The sequence below is a fragment of the Flavobacterium flavigenum genome, from assembly GCF_027111255.2.
GTDB lineage: Bacteria > Bacteroidota > Bacteroidia > Flavobacteriales > Flavobacteriaceae > Flavobacterium > Flavobacterium flavigenum.
Genome location: NZ_CP114285.2, coordinates 4805836 through 4825707, shown reverse-complemented (window position 1 = coordinate 4825707; position 19872 = coordinate 4805836). Strand labels below are relative to the sequence as shown.

Here is a 19872-nt window from a genome sequence, read left to right as displayed (position 1 = left end):
ATTAAATAGTAACGACTTTTCTATGTATTCAAATTAATATATTTGAAAATCACTACAAATCCTTCAACACAGGATACACCTTCTTAAACTTACCAAAAGCCTCTTCATACACCTTTTTATTTGCAGTATTAGGAAAAAATATTTTTCCGGTTTTGTTTTCGTTACTTACCTCAATTCCCAAAGACTTCATCCCAATCAAAACAGCCCCCCAGGCAGAACCTTCAATAGTTTGTGAGGTTTCTACAGTCATCTTAAAAATATCAGCAACCATTTGAAGCCAAAGTTCACTTTTACCGAATCCGCCACTGGCCATCACTTTGATATGTTTTCTTTTTTCGGGATTGGGAAGTAAAATTTCTGTAATTTGAAATAATCCAAACAAAATACCTTCCAGCGTAGCTCTCACCAAATGTGCTTGTGTATGCGTAATCTGCATTCCTAAAAGAGAGCCTTGCGCTGATGCATCCCAGATTGGTGCTCTTTCACCCAATAAATAAGGTACAAAAAGCAAGCCTTCAGAACCGGCAGAAATTTTTTCTGCTGCTGCAAAAAGAACTTCAAAAGACTGGTCAGTTTTTAACAACGTTTCTTTTAGCCATTGCAAAATAACAGCGCCGTTGTTTACTGCACCCAAAGTAAGATATTGGTCTTCCACCAAATGATAACATTGTGTTCGCATCTGATCATCCAGATACGGTTCAGAAATTGGCAATCGTACTGCACCACTGGTACCAATAGTCAGCGCCATACAATTTTTATTCATTGCGCCGGTTCCCAGATTGGCCAAAGCACCGTCTCCTCCTCCAATGATATACAGAAAATCATCTGAAATGCCTTTGCGTTGATGCGTTACTTTACAAACGGCAGATAATTGTTCCTTTTTTATGTTTAAAAAATCAAGCACTTCATCATCCCATTGTAAAGTATGGATATTCAATAATCCGGTTCCGGAAGCCATGGAAGTATCTGTGCAATATTCCCCTGTCAGATGATGCCAGACATATTCTTTAATACTAATGAACTTATACGTTTTCAAAAAAATAGCTGAGTCAAATTCCTTCAACCAGGCTATTTTAGTCATGGGAGAAAAAGGATGAATCGGAATTCCCGTTTTCTGATAAAATTGTTTACCCTTTTCTGAATTTTTCAACTCCTCAGCAATTTCAATGGCTCTGTTATCTGCCCATAAAATAGCTTCAATCAATGTTTTTCCGGTTTCATCAATAGCAATAATACTCTGCATCGCCGAACTGAAACTGATAAACTCCGGCCGAATGTCTTTTGTTATTTCTTTAATACAATTTAAAACGGTCTCCAAAATTTCCTGCGGATTCTGAATACTCCAATTGGGTTTTGGATGGTACATAGCATACGAATGCGAAACCTGCCTTATTACATTTCCGTGTACGTCAAAACAAATTGCTTTTGTAGCTGTGGTTCCAATATCGATTCCTATATAAAGTGATTCCATTATTTGATCAATAAATTAAGCAATAAAACTCCTATTAATCCCATTACACCAATAATGGTTTCCATTACCGTCCAGGTTTTAAAAGTATCTGAAACGCTGATTCCGAAATATTCTTTGAACATCCAGAATCCGGTATCGTTGACGTGGGAACACATCAAACTTCCGGCTCCAATGGAAAGCACCATCAATTCCGGACTTACACCAGAAGCAACTACCAAAGGCTGTACAATTCCTGCTGCTGTTAATCCCGCAACCGTGGCAGAACCTAAGGCAATCCTGATTATTGTTGCAATCAGCCAGCCTAAAACCAGTGGAGAAAGCGATGATTTTTCGAAAAACTGACTTAAATCTGTCCCCATTCCGCTATCGATCAATACTTGTTTAAAAGCGCCTCCTGCTCCAATAATCAGAATAATCATAGTGGCAGAACTCATAGCACTGCCCGATTTATCCATGATATCCTGCATTTTTCTTCCGCGAAAAATACCTAATGAAAATACCGCAAAAAGCACCGCAATCAGCATCGAAGTAGTTGGGTTTCCTATAAAAAGCAAAACAGAACGCAATGCATTTTCTTCCGGCAAAGCCAATTCACTAAAGGTCGCCATTCCCATTAAAAAAACCGGTATCAATGCTGTTAAAATACTAATTCCGAAAGAAGGCATCTCAACTTCTGTAAACGTTTTGCTTTCGAATAAACCTTTTGGCGGAAAAGCATTGATTTTTTTAATAAACTCAGGAAACACTATTCCGGCGGCAAAAAGCGAAGGAATAGCAACCAAAAGTCCGTATAAAAGAGTTTTACCAATATTTGCTTTAAAAATTACAGCAATAGCTGTCGGTCCGGGATGTGGCGGCAAAAAACCGTGCGTGATCGAAAGTGCCGAAGCCATCGCTATTCCAAGATAAATAATCGGCTGTTTAGTACTTTTCGCAACAGCAAAAACCATCGGAATCAAAATGATGAAACCGGCATTGTAAAACATTGAAATCCCTACTGAAAAACCCGTAATCACCATCGCCCATTTGATATGCCTGACCCCAAAAGAACGAATCATAACCGAACTGATTCGCTGAGCAGCCCCACTGTCTGAAAGCAGATTTCCTAATACAACACCAAAAGCAATTATCAAAATCAAAGAACCCAATGTACTTCCAACGCCCTGCTGAATGGAATTAATCAAATCCTGAAAAGGCATTTCTTTTGCAATTCCCACAAAAAAAGCGGAAATAACTAAGGCAATAAAAGCATTGAGTTTCACCCCTGAAATCAGGATTAGTAATAAAAGAATACTGGCAATCAGAATCAGTAATGACATAGATTTCGAAATGATTAATGACTAATTATTACTCATTGGGTATTATTTAAACACATAGAGACATAGACTTTTATGCTTATTTATAGGCGTTTCACTTATTTAAAAACACATATTCTACCTTGTGTGTAGTTTTTTTTAACAGATGAAACATAAATTCCAAAGTGTTTCAAAAGTGCTTCACTCATTTAAAAAACGAATAGCTATGTTCTGAGAGATGAATTTCTCTTTTGTATTCTTAAAGAAAAAGAAAAACCTATGTTTGTTCTATGTGTTTAAAAAAACATTGCACCTAATTATTCGCTTTTCTCAACAGCATGACCTCCAAACTCGTTTCGAAGTGCCGCCACCACTTTTCCTGAAAACGTATCTGACATTTGAGATCGGTAACGCATCATAATCGAAAGGGCAATTACCGGAGTTGGAACGCCTAAATCCAAAGCGGTTTCGAGTGTCCATTTTCCTTCGCCCGAAGAATGCATGATTCCTTTTATTCCGTCTAATCTGGCATCTTTTGAAAAAGCATTTTCGGTGAGTTCCATCAGCCAGCTGCGCACTACAGAACCGTGATTGAAGAGTTTGGCCGTTTTTTGAAAATCGATATCAAATTCGGAATGCTCAAAAACCTCAAATCCTTCGGCTATCGACTGCATCATCCCGTATTCGATACCGTTATGGACCATTTTGGTAAAATGACCGCTTCCGGCAGCTCCTGTGTACAAAAATCCGTTTTCAACCGAAATATCTTTAAAAACTTGTGCGACATAATCGAATACGGCAGCATCACCGCCAATCATCGTACACGCGCCGTTTAAAGCCCCCGAAGTTCCGCCTGAAGTCCCGCAATCCAGAAAATCAATTCCATTTTCTTTTAGCTGGGCATAACGGCGTTTTGAATCGTTGTAATTCGAATTTCCGCCATCGATAATAATATCATTTTTGGACAAATAAGGCAATAATGAAACAAGAACAGCATCTACGATTTCGCCCGCCGGAACCATAAGCCAGATGACTCTTCTGCCTGTTAGTTTTTGGCAAAGTTCTTCAACAGTATAGGCTGTTTCGATTCCCTCCTCGCCTATTTTTGAAACAAAATCGGTGTTGACATCCTGCGCTACTACCTCATAATTGTTTCGTTTTAAATTCAAGGCGAGATTGAATCCCATTTTTCCTAGTCCTATTATTCCTACTTGCATGTGTGTGGTTTTTGTATTTGTTTCGTAAAAATATTACTTTCAATTCATTATGGGTTGTTATTTGGGATTTTAATTTTTGAGGTTTTGAGAGAAATGTGTTAAATAATGTGATTTGCTATAAATTTATTATGCGATTCTATTTCGATTAACATAGAAATCATTCATAAAAAAATCACCTAGCCGATTAACAAAAAAGAATTATTTTAGCGCAGACATTTGGAATACTTTATATCATAAAGCCAGCTTATTACAAATTACTTTTAGCCATTTTGTGGCATTATAAATAAATTGGCAGACAGGAATTCAGATAACGAAAAATAAAAAAAACACCAAAAATAAAGTGAAGAAAATATTATTATTAATTTTTATTGCAATCATAATTATGGGATTATTTAGTTTTTTTAAGAAAGAGAAAAAAGTTGAAGAAACTAAAAATATTTTAGGAATGATACTTTTAGAAGAACCTAATTCTATGGATATTAACAAAGTAGTTTCAGAATTAAGAGAAAAATGGAAATTAAAAGTTAATGATAAAGACTCAAACAATGAAACCTCCGTTTTAGAGATTAATGGTTATCAAATTGCAATAGCAAATATGGATGTTGCAATTCCTGGAGACGAAATTGGTACAACTGCTGAATACAATTACTTCTGGAAAAACGGAAAAGAAGAAGCAACTAAACATAAAGGTCATATAATTTTGTCAATTATGAATGCTGGCAAAAATCCAGTTAAAGAAAACTTTCTTTACAATAAAATTGCATCATCTATTTTGAATAATAGTAAATCAATTGGTATTTACATTGGAGGAAGATCTCTTTTATTAAAAAAAGATTTCTATCAATCACAAACTAAAGATATGAGTGATGATGGTTTACCTTTATATAATTGGATATATTTTGGAATAAGAACAGAGAATGGAAAAAATTCAATGTATACTTATGGTCTTGCTGATTTCAGTAAAACAGAAATCGAAATTTTAGATACAGAACATTCTATTGAGGAAATAAACGATATGATGTTAAATTTAGTAAATTACATTTTAGTTTCTGATGTTACTTTAAAGGATGGGGAAACAATTGGATTTACAGAACAGCAAAAACTAAAAATTACAATTTCAAACGGGAAGTTTGTAGATGGAAAAACTATAAAAGTGGAATTCTAAGTAACAATAAATTATTTGCCGATCCGCCAACATACGATACAAGTAAGTTGGACAATGGACTTAATTGAATTATAGTACCTATCCACAGAAAAATGTAATAACAGAAACAAGTAATTTATTAACTCCAACCGCCTATATCGCGGAGACGTAGCAATAATCTATCAATCAAAATCACTAAATCATTTACAAATTCTATAATTGAAAAATGGGATATAAAAATATCTGTTTAGAATGCAGAACTTCATACAGTAAAGGAAATGATTATAAAAATCAAGTAGAATCTAATTGCCCGCAATGTGGTAAAAAAATGACTCTGGTAAATCATAAATTCAAACCTCCTAAAAAATCTGAAATAAAAAGTTGGGAAATGGTAAAACTATTAGTTGAAAATGGTTTTAAATTTCATGCAGTTTATGAACAAATAGAAAAAGGTATCTATTTGAAAGTAAATTATCCTAAGAATCTAAGTGATGCAAAGGAGTTTATAAAAAAATACAATCCTTAAAATTATTAAACATTCCATTATGAATCAGTCCAAACTTAAAATAAAAGTACTCCTCTTCTTTGTTATCGCTTTCACCTTTACAAATTTTATCTATCCTCAGATGTCAGAAAATCAAAGTCACAACTTAATAGCAAAGGATGCTGTCCTTAAAAAATTATCAGATCAATACAGTTTTACGGAAGGGCCTGCTGCAGATAAAAACGGCAATATTTATTTTACCGATCAGCCTAATAACCGAATCATGAAATGGTCGGTTGATGGTTTGCTTTCTGTTTATATGGAAAATGCAGGAAGAGCCAACGGCTTGTATTTTGATAGCGAAGGAAATCTTCTGGCCTGCGCCGATGAAAAAAATGAAATCTGGAAAATCGATCCCAACAAAAAAGTTACGGTATTGGTAAATGATTTTGAAGGCAAAAGACTGAACGGCCCGAATGATCTTTGGGTTGACCCGAAAGGCGGGATTTATTTCACCGATCCATTTTACAAAAGAGAGTACTGGAAACATACTTCCAAAGAGATAGAAAAAGAATGTGTTTATTATTTATCTCCTGATAAAACTAAAATTACCAACGTTGCCAGCGACCTGATAAAACCCAATGGCATTATTGGAACTTCGGATGGAAAAATTTTATACGTTGCGGATATTGAAGCAAACAAAACCTACTCTTATACAATCAATAATGACGGTTCTTTGGTTGAAAAAACACTTTTTACCGAATCGGGTTCAGATGGAATGACTATGGACGAATCCGGAAATATCTACATGACCGGAAAAGGTGTTTCAATTTTTAATCCAAAAGGGGAAAAAATTGCTCATATTGATGTAAATGAACCGTGGACTGCGAATGTATGTTTTGGAGGAAAAAAATTCAAAACCTTATTTATTACTGCGGGTAAAAGTGTTTACACGTTAGAGATGAATGTTAAAGGAATGAAATAATAACTCACATTATAAAATGTATGAATCCTCAATCCAAAATCCATACATTTGAAACTACAAATTGTAAAACATTCTAATGATCCGAATCGAATTTGAAGAACCAATTATAGAACTTTGTGACTGTTGCGAAAATGAAACAGTTAAATTAACCCGATTTGTTTATAAAGATGAAGATGCATTTGCTATTTATTATTTAAAATTCACAAAGGGACACGAAGACAAATATGCACTTGGATTAATTAGCATTGGCGATTGGGGGACAGATGAAGAGCCTAAAAACAGGTTTTCGTTTCCATTTAGAATATAGCTGGACGAGACATATTTTCAGATAGGCTTAATGGACAAAGAGGAATCACCATGGCAACATGAAATACTTGAAAAGATTTTAGACAGAAAAGATGCATTAGAACATCCATGGATTCAGGAAGTATTTCATATCACAGATCATATTGTTGATGAGGATAAAGAATTAATTGCATACTTCGATTAACAGTCTATAAAATACATGAAAGAAAACATCCTATTACTTCTTCAAATCATAACAATAGACTTTTTTACAGCTTTTGGCTTATATACACTACTCTATTTATTGCTATCTGTTTTTGTGAAGAAACCACAATTATATAAAACAGATGAAGAAGCTGTTCAGTTTATTTCCTTTATTGGAATCGTTTACTTTCTTGTGTGGATTATTGGCACAATTGTTTTTTATGCCGAAAGCAATCCTGAAGAAAAAAGCTATATGCTACAAAGAATCTTTGGAAAATATGCAATTGGATTTTGGCTACAGCCCATTTTATGGTTTACGATAACACAGCTTCTGCGATTTAGAAAAATCTACAAAAATGTCTTTTTAAGAATTGTGTTTAGCTTTTTGCTGATTATTTCAATTGAGCGATTTGTGATATTAATTATTACTTTTCATCGTGATTATTTACCAAGTTCCTGGACAATGCATAATGATATAGGGATTTATCCGCCAAACTATTTTATGGCTTTATTAATGAAGATTATTTTCTTTTTGTTATTTGTCTGGATATATTATCTAATCAAAAAGCAAATTAGAAAATTTACCTCAAATCCTTCTTAATCACTAAATACTTCAAATCGGTTTTTCCTGCATTACTGATTCCATGTTCAGCATTTGGCGGGCAATATAAGCTTGTATTTGGACCTACAACAACTGTTTTTCCGTCTAAGAAAAAAGAAGCGGAACCTTCTAAAATATAAAAGAATTCTTCTTCCGGGTGATGGTGCGGAGCGTGCGTGGATTTTCCGGGTTCGACAATACTCATTTTTAAAGTGTTTTCGTGAGTGAAGTTTTTATCGCCAAACCAATATTGGTAACCTGCTTTTGTTTTTGTGGCTTTATCCAGTTCAAAATGATTGACACAATTTTCAATTGTATATTTTGGCTCTGTTGAAACAGTTTCTTTTTTAGTTTCCTGAGCCTTTGCTGATTGTACAATTAAAGTAACAATCGCAATTTTTAGAATGGATGCTGGTTTCATTTTTATTTTTATGTAATGTTACGAAAAATTGAGCTTCGTAAAAATAATTAAATGATTAACATGAAAATTAGACTTTTGTCTTAACTTTGTTTACCAACTTTAGTAAACTTTAAAAATCATGCAAGCAATTAATATCACAGCGTACACAGAAGATGATTCTCAAATTGAAGCTGTAAAAGCTTTTATGAAAGCATTAAAGATAAAATTTGAAATTGCAAATGTGAAACCTTACGAATTGTCCGAAGAGCAGCAGCATATTTTAAATGAACAAGTAACTACAGATAAAAAACTTTATACCGATGCCGAATCCATTTATACTGACTTAAAGAAAAAGTATGAATTATAAGGTTATTGTTTCTCCAATTGCTATAAAAAATATTGAAAAAGCTATTGAATATTATGTATTAAAAGCTGGTAAGAAAGTCGCATTAAACTTTCTTAATGATTATAAAAAGGTTTACAAAGCTTTACAGATAAATCCGCTTCATCAATTTCATGATAATAATTATCGTTATCTTCCTTTTAAAAAATTTCCATATATCGCTTTTTTTATTGTTGATGAATTAACAAAAACTGTTTTTCTAAATGCTGTTTTTCATACTTCGCAAAATCCAGAAAAATATCCCATAAGATAACCGCTATCTATTTTAGATTTATGAAGTTTTATTTCAGAAAATTATAAAAATGATACTTTCTATCTAGCCCCGATCGAAACGGCATCCTTTTATGGCGGGGTTCGCCATAAAAGATATAGTAAAGAGCGGGACAAAATGTCTTGAAAAACGAAAAATCTCCTGCTTCTGAAAACATATTAAAATCAAACAACCTTAATTAAATCAATGCTTCCGAAACTTTTTTAAAGAAGCTTATTGTACGATAAGAAAATATTATGATAAAATTATAGCGTAATTCGAAAAACCGCCATACATTTGCCTAACAGTGTTAAACAATTTAATACTTATTCAAAATGGCTAGTAAAGATCGTATTTTAAGACAAAAAGAAGAGACAAGAAATAATATTCTTGGCGCTGCTTACGATATCGTGAAAGAAGAAGGCTGGACTGGTTTGAGTATGCGTAAAATTGCGGACAGAATCGAATATACTGCTCCTATCATATATGAATACTTTTCAAATAAGGATGCTATACTAAGAGAGTTAACCGGTAAAGGTTTTCTTAAATTAGGTAAAGAGCTGGAAGATGCCAAAGCTAAATTTGACAAACCGGAAGAGCAGATAGAAGCTATGTGGATGGCCTATTGGGATTTTGCCTTTACAGATACCGAAATGTATCAGGTGATGTTTGGGGTGCAAATGAATTGTTGTTCTGAACAATGTGATGCTGCAAAAACACCTTATAAGTTATTTACTTCGGTCATTGCAGAGATTATGAAAAAAAGCAATCCGACTGAAGAGGTTATCAAACAAAAGTATTTTACGTTCTTTTCTGTCATTCACGGATTGATTGCCATTAACATTATCAACAAAAGTATTTCGCTTGATACGATTAACGGTCAGATCCTAAAAGATGCGATTGGTGGAATCATAAAATCAATTCAATAAAAAAATTTCATTTTAACTTAACAGTGGTAAATGATTTAATAGGTAATTTAGCAAATCCTTTTTTTTACTCTTTTACTTAACAGTGATAAATAATTTAATTAACATAAAAGAAGTCTTTTTTAGCTCATTACTTAACACCGATAAATAATTTAATACCGATTATGAAATAGATTTGGAACGCATCATTATATGGAATTTTACACTTTTTTACTTAACGGTGTTAGAAAAATAAACAAGCTTAAATATAAACTCAAATATTACTATAAATAAATTTTTTAAAAACGAGAATGTCCAACAAATTAAAACCAATATTAAGATGAAAAATGTAATTATAACCAGCTTTATTCTGGCACTAGTTCTTAGCAGCTGCGCCGACAAGTCGCAGGCTCCAGCCGCTGCACCCGCTCCTGTATTGCCGGTTATGGCTATAACAAGCGCAAACACTACTACTGAAAACGAATACCCTGCTTCTATACAAGGAACTGTAGATGTAGAGATCCGTCCGCAGGTAAGCGGAAACTTAGACCGCGTTCTGGTAGACGAAGGTGCTTATGTTTCTAAAGGTCAGTCTTTATTTAAAATAAACGAACGTCCTTTCCGTGAGCAGTTAAACAATGCTTTGGCAAGTCTTCACGCTGCAGAAGCTGCTTTAATTAACTCACAATTAGAAGTTGATAAATTAACTCCTTTAGTACAAAACAAAGTAGTTTCTGATTATCAGCTAAAGACGGCTAAAGCTTCTCAAAAAATTGCTGCTGCTAATATCGAGCAGGCAAAAGCAATGGTTGCTTCTGCAAAAATCAATTTAGGATACACAAATGTTACTGCTCCTGTTAGCGGATACATCGGAAGATTGCCTAAAAAACAAGGAAGTTTAGTTTCTGCTTCAGATATTGAACCTTTAACGACACTTTCAGACGTTCATGAAGTTTTTGCTTATTTCTCTTTAGGCGAAACAGATTTCATCAACTTCAAATCACAATATGCAGGAAACAGCATTGGAGACAAAATCAAAAAATTACCTCCGGTTTCTCTAATCTTAGCTGATAACAACGCTTATCCTCAAACAGGAAAAATCGATATGGTAGACGGTCAGTTTGATAAAACTACAGGTGCGATTACGTTGAGAGCGACTTTCCCAAATGCAAACGGAACTTTACGTTCCGGAAACACAGGAAGAATCCGTTTAGGATTACAGCATGATGATGCTATCCTGGTTCCACAATCGGCTACGATTGAAATGCAGGATAAAGTTTTTGTCTTTACAGTAAGCAAAGACAACAAGGTTACCAAAATGCCAATTACTGTTGTTGGTAAAAGCGGTTCCAACTATCTGATTAAAGATGGTGTACAAGCCGGTGACCAAATTGTATTAAGCGGTATTGACAAACTTCAGGAAGGTCAGGTAATCCAGCCTGAGAAAGGTGCAGCTAAGGTTGCCCAAATAACTAACAAAAAATAATTTTTACGAAAATGTTCAAAATATTTATACAAAGACCTGTACTGGCAACCGTAATCTCCATCTTGTTGGTGATTCTGGGAGTACTTGGACTTACGAAATTGCCTTTACAACAGTTTCCTGATATTGCGCCACCATCGGTTTTGGTAACGGCGGTATATCCCGGAGCTAACGCAGAAACTGTTTTACGTTCTGTGGCACCATCGCTGGAAGAATCTATAAATGGTGTTGAAAATATGACTTATATGAGCTCAACTGCCAGTAATGATGGTACGTTAGCGATTACAGTTTTCTTTAAATTAGGTACAGATGCCGATCAGGCTGCTGTAAACGTTCAGAACCGTGTGGCACAGGCAACGAGCCAGCTGCCTGCAGAGGTGGTACAGCAAGGTGTCATTACGGCAAAACAACAAAACTCGTTTATTATGGCGATCGGTATGTATACCGAAGATGAATCGAAATACGATCAGACATTTGTTGCCAATTATGCACAAATCAATATCATTCCGGAGATTAAACGTATTCCTGGTGTAGGTTCTGCTGCTATTTTTGGTGGTGTAAAAGATTACTCTATGCGTGTTTGGTTAAACCCAACACAAATGTCAACGTATAATGTTACGCCAAATGAAGTTATGGCAGCCATTCAGGACAAAAGTTTAGAGGCTGCTCCGGGTAAATTTGGTGAAAGAAGTAAAGAGGTTTTCGAATACGTAATTAAATACAAAGGAAAACTAACCAAACCAGAAGATTACCAAAATATTGCGATTCGTTCTAATGCCGATGGTTCTGTCCTTCGCTTAAAAGATGTGGCAAGAGTTGAATTGGGTGCTTATTCTTATAACAGTTTAACACGTTTAAATGGTAAAAAAGGAATTGTAATCGGAGTTATTCAATTGGCAGGCTCAAATTCTAATGATATTCAGATTGCTATCAACAAATTGATGGTTAAAGCCTCTAAAGATTTCCCTGCAGGAATAAAACATAATATTTTCTATAGTACAAAAGTTTCTTTAGATCAATCTATTGAACAAGTTGAACATACATTACTGGAAGCCTTTATCCTGGTATTTATCGTGGTATTTATCTTTTTACAGGATTTCAGATCAACATTAATCCCGGCTATTGCTGTACCTGTAGCAATTTTAGGAACGTTCTTCTTCATGCAGTTATTCGGATTCTCGATCAACCTGCTTACGCTTTTCGCATTAATTCTGGCGATTGGTATTGTGGTTGATGACGCGATTGTAGTCGTCGAGGCCGTGCATGCGAAAATGGAGCACAAACATCTGTCTCCAAAAATCGCCACGCATGAAGCTATGCACGAAATAACGGGTGCTATTATCTCGATTACGCTGGTAATGGCTGCTGTATTCCTGCCGGTTGGTTTTATGGAAGGTTCGACTGGGGTTTTCTACCGACAGTTTGCTTTCACAATGGCAATTGCAATTGTTATTTCGGCTGTAAATGCTTTGACTTTAAGCCCTGCCCTAGCCGCTTTATTCTTAAAAGATAATCACGGCGCACACGATGGTGAAACTCCATATGTAAAACAAGGTTTTAAACAAAAGTTCTTTAACGGATTTAATAACAGTTTTGAGAATTTGACCAATCGTTATGTGGGCGGATTAAAATTCTTAATCCGTAACAAATGGGTTAGTTTAGGAGGTTTGGCTTTAATTGCTTTCGCAACGGTTGTAATGGTAAAAACTACTCCTGCCGGATTTATCCCAACTGAAGATCAGGGATTTATTGCAATTGCAGTAAATACACCTTCCGGAACTTCACTTGACGGAACTCAAAAAGTAATGACTGAAGCAGAAAATACTTTAAGAGGTTTAAATTCATCACGATTTGTAACTGCGATTTCAGGTTTCAACTTATTGACGAATTCTACAAGTCCATCATCTGCAGTTGTTTTCGTATTGCTTAAACCAAACGAAGAACGTGGAGAGATTAAAAATATTGATGAAATCATGAATGAAGTCCGCGGAAAACTAGGCGCGATTTCAGGAGGAAGTTTCTTCGTATTTAGTTTCCCAACTGTACCAGGATTTAGTAATGTTGAAGCTTTGGATTTAGTATTACAGGATAAAACCGGTGGTAAACTGGATAAGTTTAGTGGAATTTCGCAACAGTTCATTGGAGAATTGATGAAACGTCCGGAAATCGCTGTAGCGTTTACAAGTTTCAAAGCCGATTATCCACAATTACAATTGGATATCAATGATGCAAAAGCAGATCAGTTAGGCGTAAAAGTAAAAGACATTTTACAAACCATGCAGGCGTATTTTGGTAGTGCACAGGCATCTGACTTTAACCGATTTGGTAAATATTACAGAGTCGTTGTTCAGGCAGATATTGCCGACAGAGCAGATCCTACCGCTATTGACCGTGTGTTTGTAAAAAATAAAGATGGCGAAATGGTTCCGTTGAATACTTTGGTTAAACTAACCCGTATTTATGGTTCAGAAACCGCATCAAGATACAACTTGTTTAATTCGATTTCGATTAATGCGATTCCGAAACCTGGATTTAGTTCCGGTGATGCCATTAAAGCAATCGAAGAAGTTGCAGCTCAACAATTACCTGCAGGTTATAGTTATGAATTTTCAGGACAAACCCGTGAAGAAATTTCTTCAGGAGGACAATCGGCAACTATTTTCTTATTGTGTCTGATCTTTATCTATTTCTTACTTGCTGCACAGTATGAAAGTTACATCTTGCCTCTTGCTGTAATCTTATCTATCCCTGCAGGTATATTTGGAGTTTTCGTAGCAATTGGATTAACTGGTATCGAAAACAACATTTATGTACAGGTTGCCTTAGTAATGCTTATCGGATTACTGGCCAAAAACGCGATTCTGATTGTAGAGTTCGCAGTACAAAAAAGACGATCTGGTCAGGCGTTGGTAAAAGCTTCTATAGAAGCAGCAAAATTACGTTTGCGTCCGATTATCATGACGTCACTGGCTTTCGTTGTTGGATTGATTCCGATGATGAGTGCCAAAGGTCCATCGGCTCAGGGTAACCACTCTATTAGTATTGGTGCCGCCGGAGGAATGGTTTCGGGAGTAATTCTTGGGTTAATGATTATCCCGGTTTTATTTATCGTATTCCAACATTTACAAGAAAAAGTTTCCGGAAAACCGGTAGCTGTAATTCATAACGAAGAAAAATAAATGGAAAACTATATAACGACAATTCTGATGACAATCATCGGAAGCCTAGCATACATCTCTTATAAAATTTCGAAAGACCTCGAAACCAAAAAAGATAAATGTCCAGAAATTTAATTACGACAAAGTAAAATGAAAAATTATATAACCAAAATCGTGATGATTGCCATTTTGATCGTCACATTCATATCCTGTAAAGTTTCTAAGGATATTGAAACTCCAAAAGATGCATTTCCTGAAAATTTCAGGAGTGCATCGGTTTCAGGCGATACAACAAGTATTGGAGATGTGGAGTGGAAAAAATTCTTTACAGAACAGGATATTGTCAAATTAATTGATAGTGCTGTAACGCGTAATAACGATTTACAGATTGCACAAAAAAACATCGAGATAGCGCAATACAGATTTACACAATCTAAATGGGGAAATGTGCCTCAGGTTAATTTATTTGTAAATGCAAGTACCAGCAATCCGTCTGATAACAGTTTTACAGGATTAAACCTAAGTCAGGCCATTGGTGCCAAACATATTGACGATTATTCTGCAGGCGCTTCACTTTCCTGGGAAGCAGACATATGGGGAAAAATCAGAAATCAGAAAAAAGGGGCTTACGCTAGTTATCTTCAGTCATCAGAAGTAAAAAAAGCTTTGCAGACTACTATTGTTGCGAATGTTTCTAAAGGATATTACAATCTTTTGATGCTGGATGCTCAATTGGAAATTGCTAAGAAAAATGTTCAGTTAAATGACAGTACAACCAGCATCATCAAATTAAAATATGATGCAGGACAGGTTACTTCATTAGCAGTTCAACAATCTGAAGCACAAAAATTAACTGCTGCTCAATTGGTTCCTTTATTAGAACAAAATATTACGATTCAGGAAAATGCTTTGAGTGTTTTAACAGGTTCTTTTCCAAGTGCAAAAGAAAGAAATACACTTTTGACTAGTATTACGATTGAAAACAATACTAAAATCGGAATTCCGTCTTCTGTAGTAAGCAGAAGACCGGATGTAAAAAGTGCTGAATTGGCGCTAAAAGCTACCAATGCTAATGTTGGAATCACAAAAGCAGATTTATATCCAGCTTTAAGAATCACAGCGCAAGGCGGATTGAATTCTTTTGAAACCAGCAACTGGTTTAATATTCCGGCTTCTTTATTCGGAACCGTAGCCGGTGGTCTGACTCAGCCAATATTCAATAATAAAAGAGTAAGAACGCAATATAATATCGCTGTAGCGGAAAGAGAAAAAGCAGTTTTAAACTTCAGACAACAAGTTTTGGTTGCTGTAAGTGAAGTTGCCGATGCTATGGTTAAAGTTGAAAAATTACAACAACAGGAAACGCTTCTTAAGGAACGTGTAAAAACTTTACAGACTGCTATTAAAAATGCCAATTTATTATTTAAAAATGGTATGGCTGAATATCTTGAAGTAATTACGGCTCAATCGAATTTGTTGCAAAGCGAATTGGAACTTGCCGACATAAAAAGACAACAGTTATCTGCCAATACCGATTTATATCGCGCATTGGGCGGAGGCTGGAGATAATACCCGTTTTTTAATTATTTATTTCTGAAAGCGCTGTGAGACTTTACGTTTTGCAGCGTTTTTTATATGTATTGAAATTCAGGTATTTATACCTATTTATTAAAATTTTGTAAGATAATTATTTAATAATTTATTAAAAGACTTATATTTGTAAAAATTTAATTACAAATACAAAATGAAACATTTACTAGCATTACTTCTTCTTCTAACACTCTCATTTCAGGGACATTCACAGAAAAAAGGTAAAAAAAAGCCAATATCTAAAGCTAAAACCACAGCGGTTCAGGAAGTCGCAATGGCAGAACCAACTAAAGAAGAAAAAATAATACCCGATACTTTGCAGATTAAAAAAGGTAAAAAGTATGTTTTCCTGGTCGATGTAAATGAATATTCTTCACAAGGAAATACTGTCTATGCAGGCAATGAAGACAATTCTGAAAAAGCGGAACTGAATCGTAATTTTCCAAAAGAAAACCTAGAAATCATTACCATCAATAAATACACCTATGTGCTTTTCGAAAATAAACAAACACTAGATATTACCGGAGACGGCCAGTCTTTTCAGGCATTTGCTTACTGGAGCGGAAAACTGGATGATAAAGTACAAGTAAAGGAAGGCACAAGAATGGCAACTGAATTTGTAGCAGAACAATTGAAATCGAAAAAAGAATCCTCATACGTTATCAATACCAGAAAGTACAAAAAGGAAGTTGCTTCATTGCAAGGCAAAAACAAAATTACTGCCAAATCCAAAGAAGTTATGAAAGCGTTGTTGAGTGATCACTCCCTCCCTATTCCAGATATAAAATTAGATGATGAAGCCATTTTTAAACAGGGAACAGCAAAATTAAAAACGCTGGATTCTTACTTCCTTAAAAAGAAAGGTGTCCGGATTCCTTTAAAAAGTGTTTCTTTTAACGACCAAGGGCTTCCTACAGCCGTGACCTATTATAAAGATGAAGGAAAAAGCAACAACAAAAAAGAATTTGTTTACAAAGATGGCATGCTTACAAAAATCATGAAAGAGGATCAGACTATGGTCTGTTCTGTTAACTACGATGATAACAAAGTGATATTTAGCGGGAACGTTGGCGATGCAAATGAAACAACAGTATATTGGCTTGAAAATGGTAAACTGTTGCAAAAATCATATACCCTTATGGCAGATGACAAGTTTTCTTACATGAATACTTTTGCAGAAGAAAAATTTGAAAACAATTGTATCTCTTATTATATCAATAATGTGGTGTGGTCCAATAACTGTGGCGGTGCAGAGAACAAGTTTCCGTTTATACATACTTATACCTCCTATCAAGACAAAGAAGTACTTCAGTTCAGAAAATCCAAAATAGAGAAAAAAGACGATAGAACATTTGAGAAATATTTCTCCGCAGCAGAACGCGCCGATCAAAATGATGATTACAAACTGTTTGGAACCATCCATCTAGATGACTTTAATTTAGTAGATACCTACAGTTTTACAAAAGATAACGAAGCCAAAACTATCAAAGTAGATTATACTTGTTACGAATAACACATTTCGACAAAATTTAAAAAATGCTGTGGGACTTTTAGTTTTCATGGCGTTTTTTTTAGGTTGCTTCTCAATATAAAAAGATCTTTCTGCTTTCATTACAAGGCATTGTATTTTTAAATTACTTAAATTTTATTGTGATTTTTACAACCTGACAAAAGAAAGATGTTTGCAGGAAACTATCCAAAGCATATTCTTTTTATAATTTCATATATTTACTCATAAATTATAATAACCTTTAATGTCCTTATGAAAAAATACTGCTTTATATTTTTTATTCTTTTTATATCCATAATTAGCTGCCAGAAAAATTCTGAAGATGCAGCTAAAAAAGCTGAGATGAAAAAAGTCGAAATAAACAATTCAAATCATAAATTAGAATCAGCAAAACATACTGGAGTTACTAAAACAGAAGAGAAGAATGTAGAAAAAACAGAAGATTGTAAAGATGTAAAAGTGGAAATGGGATCAGGAAGAGAGTGCACAATACAAAATACAAATCTTAATAAAGTCTATGAAAATATTATTAAAAACAAAGAAGTAGAAGAATCAGATTATTTTTTAAGTAATATTCCAAGTGAAAACAAATCAGTTGAAGTAAACAAAAATGGATTAATATCTATTGATTATGAAATTTCAAAAAACAAAGTTGCGATTTCAATGAATTATGAAGGCGGCATCACAGAAGTCACACTTGAAAAAATAAATAATACTGTTAAAAAAAGTATTTATCATTATGCTGATTAACTCCAAAAATAATACGAATAATGTAACTTGAAGTATCTTTTAAAAGCCTAAAATAAAAGTTTTTAGGGCTCCATTGAAAACTTCATCTGCAATTATTTTTTTGATTCTATATTAAATAAAATGATCACCAATCAGGATAAATACCTTACTAACCTAAAACAAACCTTTCAAAGTTACTCCCCTATTTCTGAAAGGTCATGGAAGCTGATTGAAAACACCACAGAATTCCAAACCCTTAAAAAAGGAGAAACACTATTACAAAACGGAGAAATAGCTAAAAACCTTCATTTTATAGCAAAAGGTATCCTGAGAGCATATATTACAGACCAGCAGGGAAATTTCTACAATAAAAATCTCTTTTTCGAAAATGCATTCGCAGGTTCTAAAGTTTCATTGATGCTTCAAACCCCATCTCATTTTTCAATTGAAGCTCTTGAAGATTGTATCCTAATTAACATTGATTACCAAAAATATACAAAGCTGATTAACGAAAATGACGACCTCAAAAACTTCTACATTGCTCATTTAGAAAAAAACTGGATCATTGAGAAAGAACAGCGTGAAATCTCTTTAGTCATGCAAAATGCAACTGAAAGATATATAAATCTTCTGCAAAAACATCCGGATATGGAGGAAAGGGTTCCGTTATTGCATATCGCATCGCATTTGGGAATCACACCTACTCAGTTAAGCCGAATCAGGAAGAGCCTTGAAAAAGATTTGTAAATCAACATATGTAAAGGTTTTTCAAGAAGGCTAAATTTATCTTTGCTGTATTATTAATTTCGTCATTAAAAAATGAAAAATATAAATCTCATAAAAGATAATATCGACAATCTAACCGGTTTTTGGAAAACAGTTGGAGTTCCTTTCCAAGCCTACAAAAAACAGGATGCAATCGAATACTGCAAAATAGAAAATTCCGGCTGGCCTAATAAATTGTGGTTTAGAGAAGATATTAAAGAAAGTGATGTCTCAAAAATCATTGAAATTGTAAAAAACAATCCAGGTTTGGTAATTCCGTATTGGGATATTTTTGGAAGTAATTCCAGTCATTTTCTGGAACAAAACAGTTTTGAAATCAAAACCGAACAGATTGGAATGTTTTTAAAGCTGAATAAAAAATTCACACTTCAGGATAATTTAACCTTCAAAAAAGTAATTACTGAGGAAGATGCCAAAATCTGGTCAGAGGTTTACCCGAATGCTTTTGGCTACGTCATCAGAAAAGACATTCTGATTCAGTATTATCAAAACGCACATTTCTATTTGGTCTCTGCAGATAAAAAACCAATCGGAACTTTTATGCTTTACCAGAAAGAAAAAGATATGGGGATTCATGGTGTTGGCGTAATTCCCGAAATGCGCAGAAAAGGCTTCGCAGAGGAAATCATGAAATTTGCCATAAATCTCTCTATCGATTTAAATGCCGAAACCGCACATTTGCAAGCCTCAGCAATGGGAAAGGCTATCTACAACAGATTAGGTTTTGAGGATTTATTTTTGATTAAGAACTATGTTTTGGAAATCGAATGAATGGGAAACACGTAATACGAATTCGATAAGCAAAAATGCGAATAAAAAGTTTTTTGTCATTTCGACGAAAGGAGAAATCACTGAGGGAGAGCACCACACTGCTGTCGAGTTACTAGTGTGATTTCTCCCAAAAGGTCGAAATGACAAGATTGCGATTGCGTTGTCAAAAATTTCATGCGGCTTCTACAGATTTAAGCAGAT

The 19872-nt window shown here is 34.5% G+C and carries 20 protein-coding genes; 16 read left to right on the top strand and 4 right to left on the bottom strand.

Annotation, left to right across the window (positions count from 1 at the left end):
• Nucleotides 1-52: 52 nt before the first annotated feature.
• From OZP09_RS20125 to gnd, 3 genes are all read right to left on the bottom strand, one after another.
• Nucleotides 53-1471, bottom strand: coding sequence for a gluconokinase (locus OZP09_RS20125; protein WP_269235409.1), 1419 nt, complete (start codon nt 1469-1471; stop codon nt 53-55).
• Nucleotides 1471-2790 (bottom strand): gluconate:H+ symporter, encoded by a 1320-nt coding sequence (locus OZP09_RS20120; RefSeq protein ID WP_269235408.1) that lies wholly within the window; start codon nt 2788-2790, stop codon nt 1471-1473. Before OZP09_RS20120 ends, OZP09_RS20125 begins: the two co-directional genes overlap by 1 nt.
• Nucleotides 2791-3083: 293 nt before the next feature.
• Complete coding sequence (gnd, locus tag OZP09_RS20115; protein ID WP_269235407.1) at nt 3084-3983, bottom strand: phosphogluconate dehydrogenase (NAD(+)-dependent, decarboxylating); 900 nt, start codon at nt 3981-3983, stop codon at nt 3084-3086.
• Between the two features lie 340 nt (nt 3984-4323).
• Between gnd and OZP09_RS20110 the strand changes: the two genes are divergently transcribed.
• The 6 genes from OZP09_RS20110 to OZP09_RS20085 all read left to right on the top strand — a co-directional run bounded on the left by OZP09_RS20110 (nt 4324) and on the right by OZP09_RS20085 (nt 7686).
• Nucleotides 4324-5148, top strand: coding sequence for a DUF4261 domain-containing protein (locus tag OZP09_RS20110; RefSeq protein ID WP_269235406.1), 825 nt, complete (start codon nt 4324-4326; stop codon nt 5146-5148).
• Between the two features lie 205 nt (nt 5149-5353).
• The gene (locus OZP09_RS20105; protein ID WP_269235405.1) at nt 5354-5653 is read left to right on the top strand and encodes a hypothetical protein; all 300 of its coding nucleotides are present in this window, start codon (nt 5354-5356) and stop codon (nt 5651-5653) included.
• A gap of 19 nt (nt 5654-5672) precedes the next feature.
• Nucleotides 5673-6596, top strand: coding sequence for an SMP-30/gluconolactonase/LRE family protein (locus tag OZP09_RS20100; RefSeq protein ID WP_281309888.1), 924 nt, complete (start codon nt 5673-5675; stop codon nt 6594-6596).
• A gap of 76 nt (nt 6597-6672) precedes the next feature.
• A complete protein-coding gene (locus tag OZP09_RS20095; protein WP_269235403.1) occupies nt 6673-6903 on the top strand; it encodes a hypothetical protein in 231 nt (76 codons plus the stop codon).
• Between the two features lie 30 nt (nt 6904-6933).
• A complete protein-coding gene (locus OZP09_RS20090; RefSeq protein WP_269235402.1) occupies nt 6934-7086 on the top strand; it encodes a hypothetical protein in 153 nt (50 codons plus the stop codon).
• Between the two features lie 15 nt (nt 7087-7101).
• Nucleotides 7102-7686, top strand: coding sequence for a hypothetical protein (locus OZP09_RS20085; RefSeq protein WP_269235401.1), 585 nt, complete (start codon nt 7102-7104; stop codon nt 7684-7686).
• On the opposite strand, the gene OZP09_RS20080 is transcribed toward OZP09_RS20085, so the two are convergent.
• Nucleotides 7667-8107: a cupin domain-containing protein gene (locus OZP09_RS20080; protein WP_269235400.1), complete on the bottom strand. Its 441-nt coding sequence runs from the start codon at nt 8105-8107 to the stop codon at nt 7667-7669. The genes OZP09_RS20085 and OZP09_RS20080 overlap by 20 nt on opposite strands.
• Nucleotides 8108-8225: 118 nt before the next feature.
• Here OZP09_RS20080 and OZP09_RS20075 point away from each other — a divergent pair, with 118 nt between their 5' ends.
• The 10 genes from OZP09_RS20075 to OZP09_RS20030 all read left to right on the top strand — a co-directional run bounded on the left by OZP09_RS20075 (nt 8226) and on the right by OZP09_RS20030 (nt 19671).
• Entirely contained in the window at nt 8226-8453 is a 228-nt protein-coding gene (locus OZP09_RS20075) for a DUF2683 family protein (protein ID WP_269235399.1), read from the top strand.
• On the top strand, nt 8443-8742 hold the full coding sequence (locus OZP09_RS20070) for a type II toxin-antitoxin system RelE/ParE family toxin (protein WP_269235398.1): 300 nt from the start codon (nt 8443-8445) through the stop codon (nt 8740-8742). The genes OZP09_RS20075 and OZP09_RS20070 overlap by 11 nt, the downstream gene beginning before the upstream one ends.
• A 332-nt stretch (nt 8743-9074) precedes the next feature.
• Nucleotides 9075-9668 (top strand): TetR/AcrR family transcriptional regulator, encoded by a 594-nt coding sequence (locus tag OZP09_RS20065; RefSeq protein WP_269235397.1) that lies wholly within the window; start codon nt 9075-9077, stop codon nt 9666-9668.
• 316 nt (nt 9669-9984) lie between these two features.
• Entirely contained in the window at nt 9985-11130 is a 1146-nt protein-coding gene (locus tag OZP09_RS20060; RefSeq protein WP_269235396.1) for an efflux RND transporter periplasmic adaptor subunit, read from the top strand.
• A gap of 11 nt (nt 11131-11141) precedes the next feature.
• Entirely contained in the window at nt 11142-14306 is a 3165-nt protein-coding gene (locus OZP09_RS20055) for an efflux RND transporter permease subunit (RefSeq protein ID WP_269235395.1), read from the top strand.
• A gap of 129 nt (nt 14307-14435) precedes the next feature.
• Nucleotides 14436-15854: a TolC family protein gene (locus tag OZP09_RS20050; protein ID WP_269235394.1), complete on the top strand. Its 1419-nt coding sequence runs from the start codon at nt 14436-14438 to the stop codon at nt 15852-15854.
• Between the two features lie 175 nt (nt 15855-16029).
• Nucleotides 16030-17388 (top strand): hypothetical protein, encoded by a 1359-nt coding sequence (locus OZP09_RS20045; RefSeq protein ID WP_281309887.1) that lies wholly within the window; start codon nt 16030-16032, stop codon nt 17386-17388.
• Nucleotides 17389-17727: 339 nt separating this feature from the next.
• A complete protein-coding gene (locus OZP09_RS20040) occupies nt 17728-18135 on the top strand; it encodes a hypothetical protein (protein WP_269235392.1) in 408 nt (135 codons plus the stop codon).
• A gap of 120 nt (nt 18136-18255) precedes the next feature.
• A complete protein-coding gene (locus tag OZP09_RS20035; protein ID WP_269235391.1) occupies nt 18256-18861 on the top strand; it encodes a Crp/Fnr family transcriptional regulator in 606 nt (201 codons plus the stop codon).
• A 72-nt stretch (nt 18862-18933) separates the two neighbouring features.
• Nucleotides 18934-19671 carry a GNAT family N-acetyltransferase gene (locus tag OZP09_RS20030; protein ID WP_281309886.1) on the top strand — a complete coding sequence of 246 codons (738 nt, stop codon included), beginning with the start codon at nt 18934-18936 and terminating at the stop codon, nt 19669-19671.
• Nucleotides 19672-19872: the final 201 nt, after the last annotated feature.